We start from the raw sequence: 12,007 nt of genomic DNA on the forward strand, positions 1-12,007 counted from the left end.
GGCTATGTCAGTATGCCTCTAAGCAGCCGGCATCAGGCTTACATTTTAATATCTTCTGTTTCGGTAGCCATCTACTATCCCAATAAATCAAGGCAAAGCAGCCACCATCCTAATTTCAATACAGATAGTTGCTAGCTTATCCGATTCGGAGATGTCTTCCATTTCGTAACGTTACCGCTATAGCGCTTGCGCACAGATCGCTACCCGATTGCTACTTCTTTGGCATCAGCAATGGTTTATTCTCCACCTAAAAATACTCAGGGCAAAAATACTCAGAGCCTCAGCGATCAGGGCGTTGCTCAATTTTCCACTCTTGTTGAGCTGCTTCAGCACAGGGCTAAAGAACAGCCCAGTGACCTTGCCTATCAGTTCTTAGTGGATGGCAAAAAAGAAGGGACTGCCTACACCTACGCCGAATTGGATGAGTGGGCAAGGGCGATCGCCGCACTTCTCCAGCAGCAGCAAGCCAAAGGCGAACGTGCCCTTTTGCTCTATCCTCAGGGCGTAGAAGTCGTCGCGGCTTTTTGCGGTAGCCTCTATGCCGGCGTGATCGCCATCCCCGTACCGCCACCCGATGCGGGTCGAATGAAGCGCACCCTACCACGCCTGCGCGAAATTATCAAAGATGCCCAGGCCACCATTGTTCTCAGTAACGCCCGCATCATTGAAATTATTCAAGAGTCCGACATCGATTTCCCCGAGTTTGAAACGATGCGCTGGATTGACACCGAAACGGTGAATCTAGACCTAGCCAAACAGTGGCAGGATCCGGGCATAAACAAAGACGCACTGGCCTACTTACAGTACACCTCAGGCTCTACCTCTACGCCCAAAGGCGTGATGCTCAGCCACTACAATCTGCTGCATCACTCTGCCTACTTACAGCGGGGCTGCGGCTACCGCGCTGACGGCCCTACCGTCACCTGGATGCCCTACTTTCACGACTACGGTTTGGTAGAAGGGCTGATACAGCCACTTTACAATGGCGCGCCCTGCTACATCATGGCCCCGCTAGCCTTTGTGAAGCGTCCTCTCCGCTGGCTGCAAGCTATTCAGAAATACGGCGCTACCCACAGTCAGGCTCCTAACTTTGCCTATGACCTGTGCGTCCGTCGGACCAAGCCCGCCCAGCGCGAAGCTCTAGACCTTAGCGGTTGGCTGAGCGCCGGCAATGCGGCTGAACCGATCAACCCTCGGGTGATGCGGGACTTTTGCGAGGCGTTTGTAGACTCTGGATTTCGCTGGGAGAGCTTCTCACCTGCCTATGGCCTAGCTGAGGCTACTTTGTTGGTTTCTGCAACGCCTTTAGGCCGCGAGCCGATTATCTTGTCGCTAGAAGCCAGTGAGCTAGAGCAGGGTAAAGTCGTCGCAGCCGAACCCAATTCTTCCTATGTGCGCGAAGCCGTGAGCTGCGGGCCTTTGGTCTGCGAGACCGAGGTTGCCATCGTCAATCCTGACGAGCTGACTCGCTGCGCCACTGCTGAGGTCGGTGAAATTTGGGTGAACGACCCCGGTGTGGCCCACGGTTACTGGCAGCGTCCCGAGGCTACTCGGGAAACCTTCGAAGCTCAAATTGCTGGCGAAGGCGCAACTCGTTATCTGCGGACGGGCGACTTAGGCTTCATAAAAGACGGTGAACTCTATATCACTGGCCGTATCAAAGATCTGATTATCATTCGCGGCACCAATCACTACCCCCAAGATATCGAATGGACAGTGCAGCAAACCCACCAGGCAATGCGGCCAGACTATGGCGCGTGCTTCTCCATTATTGAAGAGGGAGAAGAGCAGCTCATCGTGGTGCAAGAAATTGAGCGTCAGCATCAGCAGAATCTAGAAGCAGACGAACTGATTGCCGAAATTCGCCAGGCTATATCTGAGGCTCACGAGCTGCAAGTATATGCAGTGGCCCTAGTGAAGTCGGGCAATGTGCTTAAGACTTCGAGCGGTAAAATTCAGCGCCGAAAGTGTAAAGCCAGCTTTTTATCTGGGGATCTAGAGGTGCTCGCTGACTGGAGCGAAAACCCCAGACTGACTACCAAGGTGCGCAGCCTGCAAAACGAGGTGGAATTCTTAGCTCAGCAGTTGAACCAGAAATAACCGAAGGGAAGCATTCATGACGCTAACGCAATATCAATTAGCCGAGCAGCTAGAGCAGGCTCTAGGCAACCCTAATCAGCCCGATAGCTTAATGTCTTTTCAGCACACCGCTGAGCTAGACGAAGCCGAGCAGTTTCCCCACGACGAGATTGCCTGGCTCTATCAGTGGGGCCTGCAGAATTACTACATTCCAACCGAGTGCGGCGGCAAGTTTACCTCTTTTGAAGAGTTTGTTGCCTTTGTGCGAGTTCTAGCCCGCCGCGATCTCAATATATCCATTGCCTTTACGACTTTATTTTGGTCATTTCTGACCTGGATGGCAGGCAATGAAGCTCAAAAAGAAAAGCTCTCTCGCCTGATGCGCGAGGACCAGGTAGCCATGTGCCTGTCCTACTCTGAGCGCGGACACGGCAGTGACCTAGTCGGCGGCAGTGTGATTGCAACCAAGACAGAGGGTGGCTATGTGCTCAACGGTGAGAAATGGCCGATTAACCGGGCAACTATTTCTGGCATTACTTTCGTCTTGGCGCGCACTGCAGTAGAGGGCGGTAATCGGGGGCTGTCTCTTTTCATGGTTGATAAGAGCGAGCTTAATCCCAGTCAGTACTACAACCTGCCCAAAATAAAAACTCACGGCATCCGCGCTGCTGATATGAGCGGCATCGGCTTTAGCGACTGCTTTATTCCTACGAGCACGCTTATAGGTAGAGAAGGAGAGGGCTTAGAACTGGCTCTGAAGGGCTTTCAGATCACTCGGGCTCTGTGCGCTGCTTTTTCTCAAGGTGCGGCAGATACCAGCATGCGCACCACCCTCAATTTTGCAGTGAATCGTCGGCTTTACAACAAGACTGTCATCGACATGCCCCATGCGCGACGTACGCTGACTCACGCTTTCACCGACATGCTGATTTGCGACTGTGTCAACATTGGTGCGGCCCGAGGGTTTCATGTCGCGCCAGGGCAGTTCAGCGTGTGGTCAGCGGTCGATAAATACTTTGTTCCGGTAACTCTGGAGCAGGTAATGAAAGATACCTCTGTGGTGCTAGGCTCGCGCTTTTACATGCGCGACGAGCACGACGCCGGCGTGTTTCAAAAGATGCTGAGAGACAGTGCCATTATCAGCATGTTTGACGGTAGCTCAGTAGTGAATCTACACGCTCTAATTTTGCAGCGACGGCAGCTAGCCAAAGCTCGGGTTCGTCGTAAGCCCGAAAAGCTTGAGGCATTGAAGGCGCGACTGGCCCAGAGCTTTTCACTTGATCAGCCTGTGCCGACCTTTGATGCGACCAAGCTAGAGCTAATTAGCCGAGGGGCGGACGATGTTATGCAGGGGCTGGAGAACACCCTGGCACAGCTAGAAGCCCTCAAGGTTAATACCAGTGACCCTACTTTGGATCAGGCTGTACTTTCCCAGGTGCTGGAATTTGGTCAGGTCATTCTCGAAGAACTCAACGCCCAAGATGAGCTGATTACCCAGTCGGCTTTTGAGCATGGGCACGAGCAGTCGTTTGAGAGTTTTGACCTGGCCAAGCAGTATTGCCGTCTGCACGCGGCGATCGCCTGCATCCTCATGTGGATGCACAACCGCCAGCGCAACCGCGAGGCCCTTGGTGATTTCTTTTCCAGGGGTGAGTGGCTGGTGCTGAGTCTGCACCGCCTGCTCTCGCACTTTCGGATGGCTTTAGAGCGTCCGCCGGAGGCGTATTACGAAAACGTCGCCCAAGAACTCTTGCGGCTACACCAAGAGGACAAAATGTTCTCGATTGTACCTTTCCAACTTGCTAAATCATCTACAAAGGAGGACATTTCCCATGCAACAGCTCCAGAACTCCAGCTCCACTGAAGCCACTTCTTCGGTCACAGCTATCCAATCCTGGTTGGTTGAGCAGCTCGCCGACGTGCTCTCTATCGAACCTAGCACGATTGATGTCAAGCAGCCCCTCACCCGCTACGGCTTGGATTCAATCGACGCCGTCACACTGGTGGGCGATCTCGAAGACTGGCTCGATCTTGAGCTTCCTTCTACACTGCTGTGGGACTATCCCAGCATCGAAAAAGCCTCAGCATACATGGTAGAAGAGTTCGACGTGTCCCTCTAGAACAACTCTTTGGCTAGGGGCGATGAGCAGACGCAACATTCATCAAAGCGTCTGCCAGTTATGGATATGGGGCTTTCTACCGTTTGAGTAGGGAGCCTCAGTGATGAGCAAATTAGGTCATTTGTAGGGGCTTTGCCCGTAGCGATAGAGCAAAGACATTGAACTTCTCTGAATTTTCATTTTGGTGGGTGCTATTGCTGACGAGCGTGCCGTTTTTCACGGTGCGCTACTTTGGCAAAGCGTTTGACTGGTGGCATAACCGCTTTGATACCGTTGGGCTTGCGGCCCTTTCGCTGCTGCTATTTCTCAATACCAGCCGTACCAGTTTTGCAGTGTTTCTGTTTGAGATTCTGTTTAACTACTTTATGGTGAGCTTGATGCTGCGCCGGGAGGGTAAACAGGCCCGGCTGATTGCGGCTACCGTCATTATTTTTGATGTGGCGGTGCTGGCCTACTTTAAGTACCTCACCTTTTTTATAGAAGATTTCGTTGGGCTAGCGACGCCCCTGCCAGTCAATTGGCAAGCAGGTTTTCCGCTGCCCATCTTTGAAACTATTCCGCCGGGGGTGTCATTCTATACCTTCCAGATGGTGGCCTTTGTGGTCGATTCTTACACCGCGCGCCGCAAAAAGCCGATTAAGTTGCTGGACTACATCAACTTCGTCTCGTTCTTCCCGCAGATCGTAGCTGGGCCAATTGAGCGCCGCAGCAAGCTTCTGCCTCAGATTCAAGACTTTAAGTTTCAGTTCAGTGCTGTCAATTTTGATGTGGGGATGCGGTGGCTGTCGCTGGGCATGTTCATGAAGTTTGTGCTAGCAGATAACATCGCCCCTTATATTACTGATGGCATGTTAGAGACTGCCAACCCTTGGTTGGTATGGTTTTACGCCTTCTTGTTTACTCTGCGCATCTACTTTGACTTTGGGGGCTACAGCTTTATGGCGGTAGGGATTGCCCGCATCGTTGGTGTCAAGCTGACGATTAACTTCCTAGCGCCCTATACTTCTCAGAGTATCAACGAATTCTGGCGGCGCTGGCATGTGACGCTGAGCACCTGGTTTCGCGACTATGTCTTCATCCCGCTGATGGGAAAACGCAAAAAGTGGGCGGCTTTTTTCCTGTTTATTACCTTCACGCTGTCAGGGTTTTGGCATGGTGCAGCCTGGAACTTCATGATTTGGGGAGCCTACCACGGCGCGCTGCTGCTGCTACTGCGCTACGCTGGACGGCCCTTTGCGCGGGCAACTAATAAGTTTGTCCGGCGGCCTCAAGTCGTGTCTTGGGCACTGACCTTTGGGGCCGTTATTTTAGGCTGTCTCTTTTTCATGGAGACTAATATTGAGCGGCTGATGGCCAAGCTCTTGACCATTGTCACGCCCTGGGCCTACTCACCTGCCAACTTGATTCAGGCGGTCAATACGTTCAATTCGCCGGAAGGGTTAGTGCTAGGCGTGGCGCTGTTGCTGGCGATCGCCTTCCTAGCCCTTGAGCACATCGCCGTATGGCAAGAGCGGCCTGAATATGAGCTGCTGACCTCCCCCTGGATGTCTAGAGTGTTGCTGGGCCTAACGATTCTTCTGGCCGCTAATATTCCAGCCGACTTTATCTACTTTGAATTTTAGAAACGTCTCTGCGATCTCTGGGAAGCAGCAGAGGTCAGTCACGTGAGCTGTTTAGAATAGGATCTCTTGAACGAAATGACTGTGTCCGCAAAGCCTCCAAAGTTTTTAAGCTGGTTAGCAGTTGCAGGGTTGGCCTGGGGAGCCGGGTTTGTCTACAACGTATATTTAGGCGGTGAAGCGCATTGGCTGAAAGGGCTGTACCAGAATAAAGTGGCGATCGCCGCTGAAACTTCTGACCCCAAGCTGATTATTACGGGGGGCTCGGGTGCGCATTACACCGTAGATTCTGCCTTGCTCTCCCAAGAACTGGGAATGCCCGTGGTCAATCTGGGTCTAGACGGCCCTTTAGGTCTGGATGTGATTTTGGCGAGCGTTTTAGAAGCCGTTCAGCCAGGCGATGTGGTACTGCTCATTCCTGAATACCTGATTTTGGAAGGAGACGGCTTTGGACCAAAGTCTGGCCTGTTTGGGATCGCGGTTGGTAAGCCGGGAATGGGGGGTGTCCCTGCTAAGCAGCTAGCGCTAGATACTTTACAGCTAGGCATTCCCTCTCTGCGATGGACTGTTAAATCGGTCACTAACCTGGCTGAGGAAGGGCGCTTTACTGGCTATTATGACGGTCCGCTGACAGCGCAGGGAGACCCGACTGAGACCAAGCAGCGCGAAGGGGACTGGTGGCCTCTAAAAATCAACAGCGCTGCCTCTCCTCACGCTGTTGAGCGCATTGCCCAGTTCAAAACGGAGGTAGAAGACAGGGGGGGGCAGCTAATTGTGTCGATTCCCTGGGTCTATGGCGATGTCAATAGCGAGCAAACCATAGAAAGCGTTAGAGACACCGCTCAAGCGCTAGGCGAGATTGCCCCGGTCCTGGTAGACGAAGAAACTCTAAACATTCAGGACAGTCCAACGCTGTTTGCTGACACTCACTACCATTTGAAACCAGAAGGTAGAGAAGTGCGATCGCAGCAGCTAGCTCAACAGCTCAAACCCCTTCTCTTAGAGATGCAATGATCCATCAGCAGCCAGCCGGACGCACCTCCAATAGCAACCCACCCACTGGCTCGCAGATCTGCATTGTGGGTGGCGGTTTCGGGGGGCTTTACACGGCGCTGTACCTGCAGAAATACCGTCATCTGCGCAACAGCCAAATTACGCTGATTGAACCCAAGGGGCGGTTTTTGTTCACGCCGATGATGTACGAACTCATCACCGACGAGCTCAAAGAGTGGGAGATAGCACCGACCTACAGCAGCCTGCTCGCGGGGACTAACGTGAGCTGGCTGCAGACCCGCGCAGAGGCCGTAGACTTGCAGCGTCAGGTGGTAACGGTGACAGGCGGTGACAGTATTGCTTACGACTATTTAGTGCTAGCAACCGGCGCTGACAGCCGACCAGTTGATATTCCTGGTGTCGATCAGCACACGCTGACCTTTCGTTCTTTGGATGATGCCTTGAGCTTGAAAGCGCGGCTTTCTCAGCTGCTGCAGGTTCAAGCGATGGGGCCTCAAGCCAGTGCCGCTCCCGTCTATGTCACTGTGATCGGAGGTGGACCTAGCGGTGTAGAGCTAGCAGGTAAGGTGTCTGACTATCTAGGTGCCCGAGGTCAGATTACTCTGGTAGACCGGGGAGCAACCATTCTTAAGCCCTTTGAGAAAGGTCTCAGACGGCTCGCGCAGCAGGCATTAGCCCGACGAGATATTCGTGTGCTAACTGAGACCTCAGTAGCAGCAGTGAGCGCTGATACAGTGACCATCGAGGCAGGCGGTGAACAGCAGGTGCTGCTAAGTCACCTCACGCTGTGGGCAGTAGGGACGCAGCCCAATCCCTGGCTAGGCGAGCAAGCTGTCGATCACAATGAACAGGGCCAACGGCTGACTCGGCGATCGCTCCAGCTGATAGACCATGACAATGTTTTCGTGCTGGGCGATAGCGCTGATGTCCGAGGGTCCAAGCGCAACGCTGCTCCGAATACAGCTCAAGCTGCCTATCAAGCCGCTAGCCGAGTGGCGGCGAATCTGGCGGCCATGACCAGAGGGCGATCGCCCAAGCCCTTCAACTATCTGCACTTAGGTGACATGGTTACCCTGGGCGTCGGCGATGCCGGGCTGTGGAGCTTTGGGATTACGCTGGGCGGGCGCATAGCGGCGCTCTGTCGGCGCGGGGTGTACATCTTTCGGATGCCGACTCGGCGTCACCGGGCTAAAGTAGCCCGCCGCGCCTTGGGTGAACTCGGGCGAGCTGTCTTCTTGCCCTGGCGAAAACGACGGGATCCTGGCTACGAAAGCTAAGTCTTAAATCAAGCAATTCTAAACTCCAAAAAGCAGCTATGACTTCTGTTCAGCCTGAAAAAAAGGGCCGCTGGTGGGCTACATTGCGCGATCTCTACAGTTTAGATATGCGATCGCTCGCTCTATTGAGAATTGGCCTGGCACTGACGCTACTCGCTGACCTGGCGACGCGCTTCGGCGATCTGACTGCTCACTATAGCGATCTGGGTGTACTGCCGCGAGCGGTGCTGACAGACGGCATCTTGAAACCTGGCTATTGGTCACTTCACCTGCTGAGCGGGCAGCCGATCTTCCAGGGAGTGCTCTTTTTACTAGCGGCAGCTAGCGCGGTAGCGATGCTGTTTGGCTATCGCAGTCGGCTAGCCACCGTTGCCTCCTGGGTGCTGCTGATTTCCGTGCATAACCGCAATCCGCTGCTGATTTTTGCGGCAGATGATGTGTTGCGAGCGGTGATGTTTTGGGCCATGTTTTTGCCTTTAGGGGCAGCTTACTCAGTTGACCGGGCCCTGAATACAGCCACCCGGCCGATCCCAGTGCGCATTTTCTCAGGCGCAACGCTAGCGCTGATGGCTCAGCAGTGCTTTATCTATATCTTTTCAGCTGTCTTTAAGACGACCAACTCTGCTTGGTGGCCAGATGGCACAGCGGTTTACTATTCGCTTAGCTACGATCAGTACGCCACACCGCTGGGACATTTTCTGCTCAATTTGGGGCCGCTGCTCACTGTCTTTACATTCGTGACGCTGGTGTTGGAGTGTGTAGGACCGCTGCTGATTTGGTCACCGATACGCCATGACTTTTGCCGAATGGTCGCAGTAGTCCTCTTCGTCGGTCTTCATGCGGGGTTTGGCCTGACGCTAAATCTGGGTATCTTCCCTTTCTTAAGTATCGTTACCTGGCTAGCTTTTATCCCGACCTCGGTATGGGAGGCTTTGAGCAAGCGGGTCTACGGGCCACCGCGCTCGGGCCTGAGAATTTTTTACGATGCTGACTGCGGCTTTTGCAAAAAGGTGGTGCATTTGATCCGAATGCTGCTGGTGCTTCCGCACACCCCTTTAGCGACGGCCCAAAGTATTCCAGAGATCAATCAGGCGATGGAGCTGCAAAACTCCTGGGTGATTGTTGACTGGAAGGGAAGGCACCACTACAAGTTTGAAGGCATTGCCTATGTCGTCAGTTTGTCGCCAGTCTTTCGCTTTTTCGCCCCGCTGCTGCGCTGGTCGCCAGTGATGGCCGTGGGCACTCGTTTCTATGAGTGGATAGCGACGAATCGGCGAGTGGCAGGGCGCTTTACTCGACCGTTTAAATTTAAGCCGCTGCCTGTTAAAAATCCTAGCTGGCTGAGTGCGATTGCCCTCTTGCTGCTAACTCTGACTTTCATGTGGAATCTCCGCAGTATCGTCACCCATCGGTCTTTTGTGGAAAGCTCGCAGCCAGCGGTCAGCATCGTTCGCCGGGTAACTAATAGCCGTACGGCGCAGCGTATAGACTGGCTAAGCCGCGTGACCCGACTTGATCAGTCATGGAGTATTTTTGCGCCTGGGCCGCCGCGAGACGACGGCTGGCATGTCGTAGCGGGTACGCCGCTGCCTGCGCCTAGTCAAACGGACGAGGCGATCGCCACTACGGAGATCGATGTGCTGCGGCCCGAGCGACAGATCGCGTTTGATAAGCCATCCTTGGGCGATCGCACTCGCTTTTACAAAAACATGCAGTGGCGAACCTTCTACATCAATCTCAATCGTCAGATTGGCCAAAAGGTCTTTCCTAGCTATGGAAACTACCTCTGTCAGCAGAGCGCCCGTCAAAGACACCCGCTCAAAGACCTGCAGGTTTACTTTATCGACGAGCGTACCGCCCCCCCCGGAGAGCCTCAGCCCGTAGAGCAAAAACTGATCTGGGAGCAGTCCTGTCAGGCACAGCAATAAATTGAGCTGTTCATACCAATCCCTTCTAGATCTTGAGACCGGCTTCTGTGCCTGGCGAATGACAAACTCGCCTACGCAATAACGCCAAAGACGCTCAACTAGATAGTCGCCATCCTCTGAAAGCTGCAAAATAGATATGGGGCATCATTTATTTTGATCATTATTGCGCTGAGCGCTTTAAGATGGGCGATCGTCCCCGTAATATAGAGTGACTCATCCCACCGTTGGGTTGCCGCTTTGGTTAAGCAATGACAAACTCTTCGCAGCGTTTCTGGCTGTTTGGTAGTCTTCGGCAGTGGTTTGCGAAAACGCCCACTCGGGCACTCGATCAAGCCTACGAAGCGGCCCTCAAAATTCGCCAAATCGAAACAAACCACTTCGACGGTAATCCCATCTCCGAAAACTACGGTGACTATAGCCGCAGCTCCTACCGGCTGCTGCAAAAAGACCTGAAAAAGCATCTCAGCACACTCCAGCGGCGAATGGCTGAATTTAGAACTAGCAGTTCAGTCTTCCAAATTCCTAGCATGGGTCAACTGACTGTCCCATTACTAGACGATGTCCCGCTCGATCAAATTAATGGACCCGCTGTTTTCTTCAGCAAGCTAAAGCTGGTCGATGAAATCCTGGAGCGTTACCAACAGCCTTCCGTTTTTGCGCTAAGCCAGCTACAGACCCGCCCCACCAAAGGCATATCAACTCTACAAACAGACACAGCCCAACCTCAAGACAACCCTAACGAGGCCTTGAGCAGCCGTAGCAGCGTCCTGCCTCGGTCGATTTTACGAACAGTAGATCGCATCAAGCAGGACCTCGATCCCGATGCGGAAGTAGAAGTTGTGCGTAACTTTCGCAGCTCTAAAGCTCAGACTACGGTTGCAGTTACCTTTGTCTTACAGCTAGTTATCATTCCGCTGCTGGCCCAGTATCTCAGCAAAAACTTTATCATCGGTCCGATTGTGGACTATAGCCGTGATATGGCCAAAGCCGAGGTCTTCTTAAATATGGAGATGGAGGAAGACGCCTTGCACGAGCTGCAGCAGTACGAAGAGCGATTCCGCTTTGAGGTTCTTATCGGCAAGGCTCCGGGGCTCAATGAGCAGGAAATTGAAAATCGAGTCAGGCAAAAAGCCTTTCAAATTGAAGAAGAATACCGGCAGCGCAGCGCCGATGCCATCAAAAATGTTTTTGCCGATGTGGTTGCCGTTCTTACATTCTCGCTTTTTCTCACGAACTGTAAGCAGCAGATTGCCATTCTCAAGTCATTTATTGACGAAATTATCTACGGCCTCAGCGATAGTGCCAAGGCTTTTATTATCATTCTCTTTACCGATATCTTTGTCGGCTTCCACTCTCCCCACGGATGGGAAGTTTTGCTAGAGGGAATGGCCAATCATTTGGGATTACCCGCCAACCGCAACTTCATCTTTTTGTTCATTGCGACTTTTCCGGTGATTCTAGATACGGTCTTTAAATACTGGATTTTCCGGTATCTCAACCGTATTTCACCTTCGGCGGTGGCTACTTACAAGAATATGAACGAGTAGCTAGCACAATTCTGTCAGAAGAATGACAGAGGGCGATATGTGCTGAAACAGCGATCACCAAAAAGCCTTTGCCCTTATCAATTTTGCCCTGACTAGCTGACGCTAATTGCTTGGGGAAGGCTGAATTATGTACCCGTATTTTTGCTAGCCGTCTGAATATATAGAATCAGCAAAAATACAGTGGGTACGAAGACGAACAAGACGCTGGCGACAAACCCTAATTTGTTAGTTTCCATAAGACTGCTAAGCCTACTCCTGAGTGTTCATTGCTTTTGAGTTCTAGCATATCATTCTGAAGCCTTACGAGTAGCAGGGCCATTAAACGCCAGCAATTCTCATTATGAGGTTAGCTAGTGTCAGCAGGCACTTTAAGCTCAAGCCCTCCGAGCATGAAGGTCAGTAGATGATCCCAACTATCAAAGC

General features: G+C 52.7%; 9 protein-coding genes. 8 read left to right on the top strand and 1 reads right to left on the bottom strand.

The window, feature by feature from the left end:
* Positions 1-231 precede the first annotated feature (231 nt).
* The 8 genes from CKL79_RS15725 (at position 232) to CKL79_RS15760 (ending at position 11,584) form a co-directional block, all read left to right on the top strand.
* A complete protein-coding gene (locus tag CKL79_RS15725; protein ID WP_121970527.1) occupies positions 232-2,100 on the top strand; it encodes a fatty acyl-AMP ligase in 1,869 nt (622 codons plus the stop codon).
* Between the two features lie 16 nt (positions 2,101-2,116).
* Entirely contained in the window at positions 2,117-3,943 is a 1,827-nt protein-coding gene (locus tag CKL79_RS15730) for an acyl-CoA dehydrogenase family protein (RefSeq protein WP_121970528.1), read from the top strand.
* Positions 3,912-4,199 carry an acyl carrier protein gene (locus CKL79_RS15735; protein WP_121970529.1) on the top strand — a complete coding sequence of 96 codons (288 nt, stop codon included), beginning with the start codon at positions 3,912-3,914 and terminating at the stop codon, positions 4,197-4,199. The genes CKL79_RS15730 and CKL79_RS15735 overlap by 32 nt, the downstream gene beginning before the upstream one ends.
* A 158-nt stretch (positions 4,200-4,357) precedes the next feature.
* A complete protein-coding gene (locus CKL79_RS15740) occupies positions 4,358-5,821 on the top strand; it encodes an MBOAT family O-acyltransferase (RefSeq protein WP_121970530.1) in 1,464 nt (487 codons plus the stop codon).
* A gap of 81 nt (positions 5,822-5,902) precedes the next feature.
* The gene (locus CKL79_RS15745) at positions 5,903-6,832 is read left to right on the top strand and encodes a hypothetical protein (protein WP_240518893.1); all 930 of its coding nucleotides are present in this window, start codon (positions 5,903-5,905) and stop codon (positions 6,830-6,832) included.
* Complete coding sequence (locus CKL79_RS15750; protein ID WP_121970532.1) at positions 6,829-8,109, top strand: NAD(P)/FAD-dependent oxidoreductase; 1,281 nt, start codon at positions 6,829-6,831, stop codon at positions 8,107-8,109. The genes CKL79_RS15745 and CKL79_RS15750 overlap by 4 nt, the downstream gene beginning before the upstream one ends.
* Positions 8,110-8,147: 38 nt before the next feature.
* Positions 8,148-10,037 carry a DCC1-like thiol-disulfide oxidoreductase family protein gene (locus CKL79_RS15755; RefSeq protein ID WP_121970533.1) on the top strand — a complete coding sequence of 630 codons (1,890 nt, stop codon included), beginning with the start codon at positions 8,148-8,150 and terminating at the stop codon, positions 10,035-10,037.
* A 248-nt stretch (positions 10,038-10,285) separates the two neighbouring features.
* The gene (locus tag CKL79_RS15760; RefSeq protein WP_121970534.1) at positions 10,286-11,584 is read left to right on the top strand and encodes a proton extrusion protein PcxA; all 1,299 of its coding nucleotides are present in this window, start codon (positions 10,286-10,288) and stop codon (positions 11,582-11,584) included.
* Positions 11,585-11,709: 125 nt separating this feature from the next.
* Here CKL79_RS15760 and psbM read toward each other — a convergent pair whose 3' ends face one another.
* Complete coding sequence (psbM, locus tag CKL79_RS15765; protein ID WP_121970535.1) at positions 11,710-11,820, bottom strand: photosystem II reaction center protein PsbM; 111 nt, start codon at positions 11,818-11,820, stop codon at positions 11,710-11,712.
* Positions 11,821-12,007: the final 187 nt, after the last annotated feature.

It is taken from the genome of Leptolyngbya sp. BC1307, assembly GCF_002286735.1.
In the GTDB taxonomy this organism is placed as follows: domain Bacteria; phylum Cyanobacteriota; class Cyanobacteriia; order Phormidesmidales; family Phormidesmidaceae; genus Phormidesmis.